The following is a 13,840-nucleotide window of genomic DNA, read 5'->3' as shown; positions in this document are numbered from 1 at the left end:
TAGAGTACACTCTTTTTGGCGATGTTTTGCCGCTCAGTCAACGCTTGAAATTCCTGGTCATTCAACAGACGAATTGGAATGAACCCTATTTGTCAGGGTGAGCCGAGGGAATTTGACTCAAAGTGCAAAATAGCGTTGAAGACTGAGTGCAGAAAAATTCGGAAATTTACAGCTCAAGCAGCGCCATGTGATCCCAATCGGAGTTCACCAACAGTATCGGGTCGTTACTGAAGCAGATACCACCAGGGTGATAAACGCCATAGTCCTTGCCGTGGATCGTGAATCGATTGAGGTGGTCGTCACTCCATCCCATGGCAATTTGTAGAATGTAGTGTAGGTCGGCGATTGTGCTATCCCCACTCACCACAAGTCGTCGCCAAATCATCGGGCTGATGCCGATCAGAGAAACATGGATCTGATAGTTTGAAGAGGTATAAGGTTCAAGCATCCCTTAATGGTAATGCACCACTTCTGAGGCAATCCCCAACTTTTTTCCACTCTCCAATCATACTGAAATTTCGATGATAAATTCTGTGCCTCCACCTAGAACAGAGTTAAGACTCAATTTTCCGCCGTGAGTTTCTTCGACAATTTGTCGAGCGATCGCCATTCCTAACCCAGTTCCTTTACCCACTGCTTTAGTCGTAAACAAATGGTCAAAGACTTGTTGTTTGACGGCATCAGACATGCCCACACCATTATCTTGAATACGAATGATCACCTGGTTTGTGGCGGTATCCAGGTGTGTTTGGATTTCAATCCGATTGGGATTGGCTTGAATCTCTGCAAAACTCCGGTTTTGATTAGTTTCTTCTAAGGCTTCGATCGCGTTTGCCAGAATATTCATAAAGACCTGGTTCAGTTGACCAGGATGGCACTGGATGGGAGGGAGATCACCGTATTTTTGAATCACGTCAATCTCTGGGCGATCGCTATTCGCTTTCAAGCGATGCTTTAACAACATCAATGCACTCTCAATCCCTTCATGGATCTGGAATTCTGCCTTGTGTGAAATGTCAGCGCGGGCAAAGGTTCGCAACGACAAGCTGATGTCCTGAAGGCGATCGATCCCATGGGTGAAAGAGGCGAACAGTTTCGGTAAATCTTTCGCGAGATAATCTAAATCAATTTCATCAATCAGATCAGTAATCTCTGGATTGGCATCAGGAAATTTTGCTTGATAAAGATTCACCAGCCGCAGAAGACCCTGAACATATTCTTCAACATAAGTAAGATTGCCTGAAATAAAGCCAATGGGGTTGTTAATCTCATGACCGATCCCTGCAACCAACTGCCCTAACATCGACATTTTTTCACTTTGAATCAGTTGCAGTTGGGTGTCTTGTAGCTGTTGCAGCGATTGGGTTAATTCTGCGGTGCGGTCTTGTACCCGTTGTTCTAGCGTCTGAGTCAGATGGGATAGCTTGAGATGCAATTTTAAGCGGGCAATCACTTCCTCCTGTTGAAACGGCTTTGTAATGTAATCCACTGCACCAATTTCCAACCCTTCGACCTTATCGGTTGCATTCGCCAGGGCAGTCATAAAGATGATCGGAATATGGTGAGTGGTGGGATTGGCTTTCAGCCTGCGGCAGGTTTCAAACCCATCGATTCCTGGCATCATCACATCCAGCAAAATCAGATCCGGTATGGCATACTCTGTTTGCTCGATCGCAGATTCGCCATCGGTTGCCATCAAAGTTTTCCAGCCCTGACCCAGGATCGCCTCCGAGAGGACTTTAAGGTTCGTTGGGTTATCGTCCACTAAAAGAATGTGAACCAGGGTAGACTGGCGATTCAAATTCTTTGGAGTCGCCTCATCAATCGGAGTGTTTTTGCTTAACTGATGATTCATGCTCATTTGCCTATCCCTGTTGATACGCGAGTCTTGAGAAACTGACGGATTTTGCCAGTTTGAAATTGTGCAGTTAGTTTTCTCAGTTCCGTTGTAAACGGAATCAACTGCCCATCTTTTTCTGCCAATTCATTTAGAGTTCCCTCAATCGAGTCCACATCTCCCATCATTGCCAGATGGTAAATCTGATCAACGACAGTTTGCTCCGGCAAAATCATTTCTTCGGCAGGCATTGAGCCGTTGGTTGAAGCAGCGATCGCAGGGTGTAGCCTTGTCTGGGTTGCGTTGGGTTGATCCTCATACACCCAGTTCAATTGCAGAATGGTTTGAATTGTGTTGAGTAGGTCATCGACTTTTAGGGGTTTGGGTAAAAAGGCGATCGCGCCTGCCTGGAGGCTACGCTGGTGATCCGCTTCAAACGCGCTAGCACTAATCACCACAATGGGTACTGTGGCGCTCTGCGCTTGGGTCTGAAGCTGATGCATGAGTTCAAATCCATCTATATCAGGCATCTGTAGATCGAGCAGGATGAGATCGGGTGTATGAGTGGCTGCGAGTGCGAACCCTTGCTTACCGTCACTTGCCTCCAAAAGTTGAAACCCGATCTTTTTCTGCAACAGGTTTTTTAGAATCAACCGATGGGTGCGATCGTCATCAATAATCAACAGCCGAGGACTACGATTTTGAATGCCGATAATTTTTCGAGATACGGCTGGTTTCTGCCCCACATCCCAATCGGTTATCCGCTCAAATTCCAGATCGATGGTAAAAAGGCTGCCTATACCCACCTGGCTTGTGACCTGAATCTGGCTGCTCATCAAGGCAACAATTCTCTGGCTAATTGCCAACCCTAAGCCAGTCCCATCGGTTTTGCGCCCTGCTTCGCCCACTTGCTCAAAGGGCAGAAAAATTTTCTCTACCTGATCAGGTGCAATGCCTACACCAGTGTCTTGAATGGCAAACCGAATCAGGGGACGGGAGTCGGGGGTTGCTGCTTGGTTGCCGATGCTTTCAACCCGCAAGGTGACGCTGCCACTGTCTGTAAACTTAATGGCATTGCCCAACAAATTGATCAATACCTGACGCAAGCATTTGGGGTCAGTTTGAATCCCTGTTGGCAAGTGGTCATCCAGTTCAGCCTGAAAGTGAATGCCTTTTTGCTGGGCGCGAATCCGGCAAAGGTCAATGATGCCATGGAGAAAGTCATCTAAGTTAACTGAGACTGGCTCTAATTCCAGCTTGCGGGCTTCGATTTTAGACAGATCCAAAATATCGGTAATCAGCGTGAGCAGATGGGAGCCACATTGATAGATGACTGCAATACCATCTAGATCGGCGGTTGAGAGGCTGCGCGATCGCTCCAGCACTTGAGCGTAACCCAAGATGCCATTCAGAGGGGTTCGCAATTCATGACTCATATTTGCCAAGAACTCGCTTTTTGCCTGGTTTGCAGCATCAGCGGCTTGTTTTGCCTGAACTAATTCGTAGGTGCGTTCCTCAACCTTTGCTTCCAGATTTTTGGAGTAGTCTAATAGTTGGTTGTTGGCTGACTCCAATTGATTGTTGGCTATCTCCAGTTGACGGTTAGTGTCCTCCAATGTTTGCTGTTTGTAGGCAAGCGTAGTGGCAATGACGCTGCCAATCAAAGCAGTTAGGGCAGGCGTAACGGGAATTAAAATGCCACTTAAAAACAGGTAATATGCCCCACCCATTAGCACGCCGCTGGTGCCGATGGTTGCTCCTAGCCCTTGACCTCCCAACAGGCGCTTTTGGTGGCGACGGTTAGCAGCCCACCCAGTGCCGACTGAGCCAACCAGTGTCCAGAGAGTAATCCAAGTCGAGAATGCTGCACCAGAAAAGCCTTGTAGATTGGTGCGTCCAAGGGTTGCTCCTTGAACAAGGTGATGGGCAAGATTGGCATGAACAATCACGCCAGGAGTCGGGTTTTGTGCGGTAAACCAGGATGAACTGTAGGGGGTGCCGAAAAAATCATTGGTGCTGGGGGCAATGGAGCCGATGAAGACCATGCGATCGCGCATTAAATCAGCGGGAATTTGACCGTTTAATACATCGCGCATGGCAACTGTGCGGAAGGCAGATGTGTCTCCATGCCAGTTCAACAGAATTTGGTAGCCGCCCAGATCAACACTTCCATAACCTGCTTCCTGATTGCTTAAAGGCACAAAAGAAGCTTTGCCTAACTGAAATTTTTGCTGCTGTGCGTCAACGCTTTTCAGGGTGATCCCGTCTGCGGCAAGATACTTCAGCGCGACCTGAGTGGCTAATCCTGCCTTGAGTGCGCCTTTCTCTTGTACATCTTCTGCTGTCAACAGAACACGGCGGACATGGCGATCGCCATCCAGCACCAGATCTGCGAACCCAACTTGATTGCGTTTTTTGAGGTCGGGTGGGGGTGGAACGCGATCGCTAATAATTTTCTCAACGCCAATCAAAGAGGGAGTCGTTTGAAAAATTTTGCTCAGTTTTTCATACCCTTTTCCTACGGGCAAATCGCGGTAGAGATCCAGCCCAATCGCTCTGGGTTGTTGCGCCCGAATTTTGGCTAACAAGTCTGCCAGTGCCCAGTCGGGAATGGGCCAATCCTTGACGGTTTGAATATCCTGCTCATCGATCGTCACGACCACAATGGCATCGGCGGCTTTGTCTGAGGCTTGCAGTCGAAAAAACTCATCCCGTATCTTCCACTCAGGCAGATTGAATAGCCCCAACGTCTGTCCAGCGATCACTGTGAGCGCCACACTGGGGGTAATGATGAAAATGCTGCGATGTTGGTGGAGAAAGTATTGAAGTTTGTGCCTGAGTTTGAGCCACATGGTTGGTTGGTGGGGCGTTGGTGGGGCACAGTATCTAGCATCGCAGTGTGCAGTATCACTGTGCCCCGTTGATTTCAGTCTCACATCAGGAAGGGGGATTTGCTAGTTTGCAGGTGGCATGATAGGGGCTTTCGCAATGTCCTGTAAGCCAACGGATACCAGCAGGTCAGACCAGTCTTTAGCGAGTGCCTCCCCGTCGGGTTGGGTCGTCCGCAGCATTGCCAACGTCGCAACACAGTCGTACCAGACTCCCTTTGCCCCCAAAGCAGTTGCCCGCTTCAAGGCATCAGGATGTTGCAATGCTATTGCCAAGGCAGCATCCGGTTGGATTCGCTTCACCCACCCATCCACATAGGGCGTATTGGGACTCAGGTGGTCATCAATTTTGAGCGCTAGGAACCACTGATAGTTTTTGCCAATATCTAAGGCAGGAACCTCAGCAGGTAGCTTGATCGCCACAACGCCTGCCATCCCAGAAACAGGTAACGTCATTTGGTGCTTCAGATTCCCTGCTTCGTCTTTGAGACTGAAAACGGCTTCTTTTGCCGTGGATGCTGGTAAGTAGACCAAAATCGTGGGGTGCTCCAATACGGTTGTGCCAAAGTAGTTTTGGGGCAACAACGCCAGAATTGCAGCGGGTCCACTTGCACCTACGGTGGAGGGGTTGAGCAAATAAGTACCTTCTCTAGAGGCACCCCCTGCGGCTTGCTGCGGAGACCTAGTGCCTGGGGCTGGGGTGAAGACTGGATTCCGGGAAGCACCGCCTGATGCCTGCCTTGGTGCGCCATTTCCTGGGGCTGGGGTGAAGATGCCATCTCGCGAAGCGCCTCCTACACTGCCTTGTCGCGGCGCGCCATTGCCTGCTGTGGGCACAAATAAGCTACCCCGTGAAGCACCGCCTGTAGTCTGAGTGGGCGTTCCCTGTTTGGGTGGAGGCAGGAAGTTGATGGTGCCGCGTGAAGCCCCCCCGGTTGCTTGGCTGGGCGCACTGCCACCCGGAGGGGGAGTGAATGTCATGGCGTGGGCACTGCTTCCAGAGACCCCGGCGTTGCTGGCAACGATCGCGATCGCGCCCACAATGCCAGCCAGTTGATGTTTCATAACGTTATCTCTGCTGAATGTAATTTTAGACACTGGATTGATTGATGAGAGTAAGTGAACAACTTAGACAACAAGTTTTAACCGCGCTACAACTGCTTAGGGGAACCATACTTAACTTTAAAAGGCTTTGTGCCTTAAAGCTGTGGGGAAGTTACGTGTTTACTTCAAAAAAATTGATTAAAGCAAACGAATATCCAGTAATTTCACGGAAGTTTTGTTCTACATCCAGTGTCCTACTAGGACAAATGATGACCAGAAGAAGGGTTCTCGGAAATCTGTTTTGCGAATCAATTGAATTTGTGCTTGCCGGAGTGCTTCGCCTTTGGTGATACCGGGCTGCTGAAGTTGTTGGTAGAAGTAGGTCATCAATAGAGCGGCGGCTTGGTCTTTGACGGGCCACAGGGTTGCTAGGGTGGAATGGGCACCGGATTTGATGGTCAAACCTGCTAAGCCTAGAACCGCGCGATCGTCCCCCGTAGCAGTGTTGCAGGCACTTAAGACGAGCAGTTCGATCGCATTGGCTGGATCACGTTCGCGGCTCTGCAACAGGGTAGAGAGTTCTTTCACATTGACCCGCCCATCCCAGGTTAGGAGAAAGGTGTCTTCGATGCGGGAGCTAAATTGTCCGTGGGTTGCCAAATGCACAATGGGAGAATTGCTGTTTTTGACGCGATCGGCAAGCGCTTTTTTGGTGAACTCCTGATTCAGCATTTTAGAAGTGGAGACAATTTGGGCGATCGCCTTGACTTCTGTCTCCACGGCGGGTAACCTCGCAAACCCCGCATGGGCTTGGCTAATGCCACCGATAATCGCCCCTTTTTTGGCAACGAGCAGCGATCGTGTTGCCATTAGCTGCAATCCAGGTGAGAGGGCGATCGCGTATTTTTCAATCAAATACTGCTTGCCATCATAGAGCGCTGCCATGGGAATATTTCGCAGCCGACCATCCAGTACGAAGACTAACGTTTTTGTCTTGCTCAGGGCTTGATCGGCTTCTGCGGGGGCGATCAACCAGTTGTAAACTTGGTTCGCTAGCCGCTGGCGCTCTTGGGCATCGGAAACCGGATTCAGTGCTGCCGATAACTGATCAAGCGTTTGATTGATGTCTGCCTCAGACTTGGGCGCAACGTGGTAATGCAAGGGTTGCCCTGCGGTGGAAAGAATGACTGCGAGGCGATCGTGTAGGATGATTGGATAGACAATAGTTGCATTGGCATCCACTTGGTCAATCTGCTGCGATTTATCCAGGCAAGCCTCCTGGAAGAAGTCGTCGAGTTCTGCCAATTGCAATGATTCAATTAACCCACGGGCTTGAATAAGCGCAGTTTGACTGGGGCGATCATCTAGCAATAAGCCCACCAATTCGCGATACACAGGTTCAACGCTTTCACGAAACGAGAACTGGACTTCTGAATTGACTGCGACTAAATCACTCCGCATTGCCTGCAATGACTTGATGGCTTCGGTGTAGGCAGCGATCGCCTCTGATTTCTGACCCTGCTGACGATAGAGCCGCCCCACCTGCCACGCTGACTGAGCAATGATTGGGTCTGCTTGAAGCTGACGGGCGATGGTCAGCGATCGCAGGGTCACTTGCTGAGCATCTGCCCATTGCTGGGTGCGGGTGTAGAGTTGCCCCCACTGATTCAGCGCATAGGCTTCGGCTTGGGAATCTTGCAGGCGTTGGGCGGCTTGCACGGTTGCTGCCATTAGCTGTGCCAGATCGGTGTGCGGCAAAGTTTGGGTTGGAGGCTCCAGCTTGTTGAGCGTAGCCACCAAATTAATCGCACCATAAAGCGAATCATGGCTGGCAGGAAGAGTGTTTAATTGCTGCAAAATCTGCTGCGCTAACGGGGTTGCTTCTGGCAATTTTCTATATTCAATCAAAAGCCTGAGTTGGCTGAGCCGAGCCTGTAATTGCTTGACCTCGTTGGGGGTGGTTTGTTCTGCCTGCTGGAAATACGTGAAAGCATCATTTGGATTGCCTAAATCAACCGCAGTTTGTCCTAATCCCAGCAGAAGTGGACTCAAATCTGTCTTGGCATCTATTTTTTGAGCCACCTTTAAGCCTTGGGCAAATACCGCTTGGCTCTTGTCCGCATCGCCCATGCCTTCTAATACTGACCCAAGGGACTGCAATCCACTCACTTTTAGGTCAGAATCGGGCAGTTTTTCTAAGGTTTGATTCAACGCTTCTAACTGCTGACGGGCACGCCGATAAAAGCCTAAGCTTTGCAGTGCCTTTGCTTGATTGATCTGGCTGCCGAGGCTTCCCGCTGCATCGCCTGCCTGATCGTAATCTTGCTGGGCTTGCTTCCAGGTTTCCAGGGCGGTTTCCGCTTTACCGCTGTGCAGTAGCAAGCTGGCTTGGGCATTGAGGGTTTGTGCCCAGATAATGGCGCTGGCGGTGGGGGTTGTTTTCAAAATCTCTAAACTTTGCGCGATCGCCCGTTCTGCTTCATTCCACTGGTTCAATTCCTGGTACGCGAGGGAAAGATAGCTAAAACTGAGTGCCTGGTTTGGACGATCGCCCGCCGTTTGGTACTGCTGCCCAGCCTGTTGCCAAGCGGCGATCGCATTCTTAAACTGTCCGGCTTGATAGAAACTGCGTCCTTGCTCTAGTCCGTTTGTGGCGGCTGCAACGATTAGCGGTGCTGGGGACTGCGGCGCAATGGCAGGAATTGCGGATGGCAGCGACGCTTGAGCCGGATGGAACGAGATCGCCAGCCATAAACTGATGATCCCAAAACTCACTGCTAGCCAACGATGAGGCGATCGAACATTCATAGGAAACATCGTAAATTACGGGTTAGTCACTAAGAGCCACTAGCAGCTATATCACTGTTCTACGGTTTAGCTGGGACACAGGTCACTAGAGCATCGCCAATCTCAGTATTCCCCGATCCAGGCGATGCTATCAGTTCAATGCCTCCCGTCGTGGAGCGGATCAGGGCGGTGGCTTCGATAATCGCGGGTTGGGGGGTGCGAGGTGCAGGATGGGGTATATGAGAGACGGATTGACCGGGCTGTTGAAATTGAGAGACATCACGAATGTCAGACCAGGGGCGATCGCTCCCCACCGATTCATTCGGATTCCGTGGCAACCCGCCGCGTCCCGTCGCCACAAAATGGCTACCTTGAGCATTGCAACCTGTAGCAATTTGTTGACTAGGATCGACCAAACTTGTAGGCAGTTGCACGATTCCAGCATCCGGATCAATGCCAAAGTTATTAATTTGCACTGTGCCACTGACTCCAAACTGCGAACTGGCGGTGATGTCGTTCTCTAGCGTGAGTTGGGGACGAAACTTGAGTCCAAAGATGCCTTGCGTGGTGATTTGAATGTTGCCGCCGCGACCTCGCACTGCATTGGCGATGATGTCGCTGTTTTCAAAGCCAGCGATAATCGGGGCATTAATCGTGATATTGCCGCCATCCCCATTACCACCTGCTGTCGCGGCGATCGTGCTATTACGTCGCAGCAATAACAAGGAGCCAACTTGTAAGGTAATATTCCCGCCATTCCCGGATTCAGTTTGTGCCTGAATGCTGCCTTGGCGGTCTAGTTGGATGGTATTGGCTGTGATGTTAAGACTGCCACCATCGCCGCTCCCTTGACTGGTGACACTCACAGTGCCTCCATCTGTCACCGTGAGGCTTGGCGTGGCGATGCTCACATTTCCCGCGTTTGCCGTAAGGCGATCCGGTAGACCAAAGCGTTGCCGCAGTTGTGGAGCCAGCCGCGTGCTAGAGGAGTTGATGCTGCTGTTGTTGCTCGGACTGCGACCGCTGATTTCGATCGATTCTGTGGCGTTGATGCGAATATCCCCGCCATTCCCGGCAAAAAATGTGGTAGCGGCTACGGCTCCTCCGTTCAGAATTTGCAACCTAGCAGTATCCAGCGTCAACGTTTTGGCGCTTCCCGTCGCAAAAGTGACAGAGCTAATGGTGCTATAGAGTCCAGCGGGGCTATCGCCGCTCACGGTGGTCGCATCGGTGCGGATTGCCACTGTTCCACTAGAGCCACTGCCAAAGGTCGCGGAAGTCAGTGAGGCACCATTCGCGACGAGTAACCTATTGGCATTGACAGCGATCGCGCCAGCGTTGCCAGAGCCATAGGTAGAGGTCACAACGACGCTATTGCTATTTGGATTGGCTGGAAACAAGCCATCTATTTCCATCGCGATTGCATCAGTGTGAATCTTGCCACCGGAAGCTACTCCAAAGGCAGTACTAATCAATGCCCCTCCCTGCTGGATAGCCAGATGGGGCACACTGACGCTGATGTCTCCACTTACGCCGCGACCCACCGCTTCACTCCGCACCCCACTCCGAATAGAGCCATTAGGGGTCGCGCCAATCAGGTCAATTGCTTCCGTCGCCTGAAGAAGAATATCGCCGCCAGGGAGACTGCCGAAATTTCGTGCCAGTATTAGAGAGCCTTCGGTGAATTGAATGTGTCGTCCTTGGACTTGAACCGAACCTGCATTGACCCCGCTCACATCCAGGAGCGATCTCTGGGTAAGCTGAATCTCACCAAAGCGTTGCCCAGTTTCATAGCCCAACCGATAGCCTAGTGCAGTTGGCAGTAGACGCACCAACCCTGCGCTACTCACACTGCCTAATTCAATTTGCCCTTGCTTGGCGGTCAGCGTTGCCCCGTTCAGTTCTAAATTGCCACCCACCAAAGCCAGCGTGTTTCCGGGCTGTACCCGCAATTCTGTCGTACTCGGTGTTAGCGTGACCAGAAGCAGTCCACCGGAGTTATTTAGGGCGTGCCCTGTACCCTGAACCGTAATAGCGGCAGGATTGCTACCCATTTGCAAGCCCAAAGGAAGATTGATGCTCAACAGCGGAGCCGCCTGGGGATTAATGGCACTAAACTCAGCGCCATCCGCAAACTTGATGCTGTTAGCAGTGGTTGCCACAAAAGAGCCACCGATATTGAGACTGGCATTTGCCCCAAAAATAATTCCCGCTGGATTCATTAGGAAAAGGCTGACGGGATTACTACTGTTGAGGGTACGAATCAAACCATCAATGTTGGAGACACTGCCACCAGTAACGCGGCTAAAAATGGTGCGAATACTCGGAGTGGCATTCAGATCAAAGGTCGCAGATCCGACCGTGGGCACCGAAAACTGCCCAAAGCTGTGATACAGATTAGTGCCTGCCGCCGTGCCATTGGTGATGGTGGTGTTTAGCCCAGACTGGGTGACGGTGGTGTTGAGGGTGCCATCGGGAGTAATCTGAGCTTGCGCGATCGCTGCAATGAAGGGAACGCACAGGAATCCACCAGCTATGCCAAACAGCAATCTAGAATTCATAAACAACCTGAATATCGTTTGTCAGCCGGAATCTCTTTTTAGAGTGCCCAGGCTACTACTGGATACAACAGGGTGGGTGGCTTAAGGGTCGATCGTTCTCGCACCGGTAGCTAAAGCAGCAACGTTCCTGCGCTTGGGATTGCCCAGCTAAAGAGGCACACCACTGCATGAAGACTTCATACAGTGGCAATAGAATGCATCGTTTCTCAGCAAAAATATGGGAACACTCATTGCATTCATCTAACGCAGGAACCATTATGCGCCAAGACTCTCCCATCTCCCATCCTTGCACTTGTCACAACCTTGACAAGTGCCATACGGGGGAAGCGGGTCGGCTCTTTCTCTGGTTTCCCATGCCCCATACCCTGGCGAAAGTCACACCTTATTTAGAGCAGACTGCGATCGCGTATGAACTGATGCCCGAACGACCAGGTTTGAGTTTGAACTGTAAGGCTGGGCAGGCTCAGGAGCCTGTTAGTAGTCTCGCTCAACGACTGGCACCGAGGGAACTCAGTGAGACACACGTCTTGTTCATGCGAGTCACAGTACCGCCACAATTACAAGATTTTAGCGATATGGTTTCCTTGCCACGCTTCCTGAAGTTCGCTCAGTCCGACTGGCTGGTTGAAATACTGGAAACCGAACGCTTCACGAGCCACTTTCAACCGATCGTCTCGATCCAGGACACATCTCAGATTTATGGGTATGAGGCACTGCTGCGGGGACTGGATACCTAGGGCAACCTCGTGATGCCATTGCCCATGCTGGAACTAGCCGCAGAGGCGGGACTGCTGCCACAACTCGACGCATTGCTCGTCTCAGCACGATTGCCCAGGTCAGCCGCCATCAATTACAGGGCAGGATTTTTATCAACTTTGTGCCTACCGCGTTGTAGGCTATTTTAGCCTTGTACGACCCGGCGTTTTGCTTGCGGAGTACGGTAGACGCGCACGTCCAAATTCATAGCGATTGATAAACAATCCAATCACCACATCATGCAGCCACTCGGACTTAGAGAAGCAAATCGTCTTGCGAGCTATAGAGCTTCGCTCCGCCAAGGGCGTACGCTTGATTCGAGTTCGTAAGGTGAAGTGTTTCCGCTCAATTTTTTGGGTGTTCCACTTGCCAACTTGATGCTGATTTTCATCCAGCAACCGAGCATAGGCTCCCCAGCCGTCGGTGTAAAACGTTTGAATGCCAAATGGCTCTAACAAGGCTTTCAACTCCACCAACGCTTGGTCTTTGTGGTCTGCCAACACATACGCCAATACTTGCCCAGTTTCATGATCAATCGCGTGCCACAACCAGCGCTGCTGTTTTTTGGATTGGATAAAACTCCACATCTCGTCTGCTTCAGCTTCTTCAACCTGTTTGACCATGGTCACAGCCGTTGGCTTGAGTTGTTCTAATAGTGCTTGATTCACCTGTTCAAGATGACGATCTTTTTTTAATGCTTCAATCACCGTAGTGGGGCTAATCTTGAGCACACGCGCCGTATCTCGAATTCCACTGCCGTTCATCGCCATATCGCAAATCTGTTGCTTCACGCTGGGTAAGTAGCCTCGGTAAGAATACTCCAAAACAAAACTGTGACGAGGGCATTCGGAGTTGCGGCATTTATAGCGTTGTTTGCCTTCAGCCGTCTTGCCGTGTTTAACGATGTTCGTGCTGTTGCATGCAGGACAATGTACGGGTTCAAGTACCATCGCAGTTTTTTCGGTCAAACTTGCGCTGGATGAACTGGGGTGTCCGAGTATCGCCGATCTGTTTCATGCGTTGCGGGAACTTTCGCAAGGGATAGGCAGTGAGTTGTCTGATCACCTGTTTCGAGTCAACCGACGACTGCGCGAGTTGGATGACTCGGCAGCAAACGCCTCCTTAAAGCAGCAACTGCAAGTCCAACAAAGTGGGTTAGAGCAGGCTCAAACCCAATCCCGTTCCATCTTGCATCAACTGACGACCACGCTCCATCCTTTTGCGATTCGGCTAGGCATTCCTCAGACGAGCAAAATGGTTGAATCTGAATTCCAGCAGCAAGCGACCACCCTGAGCACTCTGAAACAAACCTATCAACTGTTAGATAAACCGGGCAGTCTCGCCAAGTTTGAGCGTCAACGGCACAACTTGGCAGCCGTGGTTGACCTCTGGTGGGAGTGGGTCGAGCAAAGCTTGAGCGTTCGAGACTGTGAGCAATCCACTAGCGATTGGGTGAAGCAACACCTGTTGCCTGTCCACTACTGGCACCAGCAAGGTGTTCGCACGAAAACCCCAACCCTTAAGGCTGCTTACCAAATCGCGGCCCAACACGCTCAAGCATCGTTGATGCGCCACCCTATCACCACGGCGATGTCTTGTGAGCAGTTCACTCACTGGCAAACTTGGGCAACCTCGATGGTGACTAAATTCCAACGAACCTCTTCTCCGGTTGAAGGACGCAACGGCTACCTGAGTCAGATTCATCACAATCGCCGAGGCTTATCGACCCGACGTTTACGGGTGATGACCACGATCCACAACTTCCACCTCCAGCGCTCTGATGGCTCAACAGCGGCTGAACGTCTCTTTGGCAAACCCTCTCCTGACCTCTTCGAGTGGCTAGTTCAACAGATGCCAGTCCTCCCGCAAGCGCGGCGGGGCAAAGCTGCTGCCAAAGCTAGAACTCCCTTCCTTCCTACTGTCCCGGCTTAAATCGGTAGCCGCAAAACTTATCTACTGTGATTGGT

General features: G+C 51.0%; 9 protein-coding genes. 2 read left to right on the top strand and 7 right to left on the bottom strand.

Annotation, left to right across the window (positions count from 1 at the left end; translation table 11 throughout):
- Positions 1-166: 166 nt before the first annotated feature.
- The 6 genes from AC1S5B_RS21820 to AC1S5B_RS21795 form a co-directional block, all read right to left on the bottom strand.
- Positions 167-448 carry a plasmid pRiA4b ORF-3 family protein gene (locus AC1S5B_RS21820; RefSeq protein ID WP_482037792.1) on the bottom strand — a complete coding sequence of 94 codons (282 nt, stop codon included), beginning with the start codon at positions 446-448 and terminating at the stop codon, positions 167-169.
- Between the two features lie 57 nt (positions 449-505).
- Positions 506-1,855, bottom strand: coding sequence for a hybrid sensor histidine kinase/response regulator (locus tag AC1S5B_RS21815; protein ID WP_482037791.1), 1,350 nt, complete (start codon positions 1,853-1,855; stop codon positions 506-508).
- 2 nt (positions 1,856-1,857) lie between these two features.
- On the bottom strand, positions 1,858-4,773 hold the full coding sequence (locus tag AC1S5B_RS21810; protein ID WP_482037790.1) for a CHASE2 domain-containing protein: 2,916 nt from the start codon (positions 4,771-4,773) through the stop codon (positions 1,858-1,860).
- Positions 4,774-4,791: 18 nt separating this feature from the next.
- Positions 4,792-5,790 (bottom strand): DUF928 domain-containing protein, encoded by a 999-nt coding sequence (locus AC1S5B_RS21805; RefSeq protein WP_482037789.1) that lies wholly within the window; start codon positions 5,788-5,790, stop codon positions 4,792-4,794.
- Between the two features lie 219 nt (positions 5,791-6,009).
- Positions 6,010-8,577 carry a CHAT domain-containing protein gene (locus AC1S5B_RS21800; RefSeq protein ID WP_482037788.1) on the bottom strand — a complete coding sequence of 856 codons (2,568 nt, stop codon included), beginning with the start codon at positions 8,575-8,577 and terminating at the stop codon, positions 6,010-6,012.
- A gap of 59 nt (positions 8,578-8,636) precedes the next feature.
- The gene (locus tag AC1S5B_RS21795) at positions 8,637-11,117 is read right to left on the bottom strand and encodes a two-partner secretion domain-containing protein (RefSeq protein WP_482037787.1); all 2,481 of its coding nucleotides are present in this window, start codon (positions 11,115-11,117) and stop codon (positions 8,637-8,639) included.
- Between the two features lie 257 nt (positions 11,118-11,374).
- Here AC1S5B_RS21795 and AC1S5B_RS21790 point away from each other — a divergent pair, with 257 nt between their 5' ends.
- Entirely contained in the window at positions 11,375-11,854 is a 480-nt protein-coding gene (locus AC1S5B_RS21790) for a hypothetical protein (protein WP_482037786.1), read from the top strand.
- A 159-nt stretch (positions 11,855-12,013) separates the two neighbouring features.
- Here AC1S5B_RS21790 and AC1S5B_RS21785 read toward each other — a convergent pair whose 3' ends face one another.
- Positions 12,014-12,823 (bottom strand): IS1 family transposase, encoded by an 810-nt coding sequence (locus AC1S5B_RS21785; protein ID WP_482037785.1) that lies wholly within the window; start codon positions 12,821-12,823, stop codon positions 12,014-12,016.
- A gap of 103 nt (positions 12,824-12,926) precedes the next feature.
- Here AC1S5B_RS21785 and AC1S5B_RS21780 point away from each other — a divergent pair, with 103 nt between their 5' ends.
- Positions 12,927-13,805: a DUF6399 domain-containing protein gene (locus AC1S5B_RS21780; RefSeq protein WP_482037784.1), complete on the top strand. Its 879-nt coding sequence runs from the start codon at positions 12,927-12,929 to the stop codon at positions 13,803-13,805.
- Positions 13,806-13,840: the final 35 nt, after the last annotated feature.

The sequence above is a fragment of the Leptolyngbya sp. CALU 1928 genome (assembly GCF_056784215.1).
The sequence above is the reverse complement of the archived record's forward strand: the minus strand, read 5'-3'. Positions and strand labels throughout refer to the sequence as shown.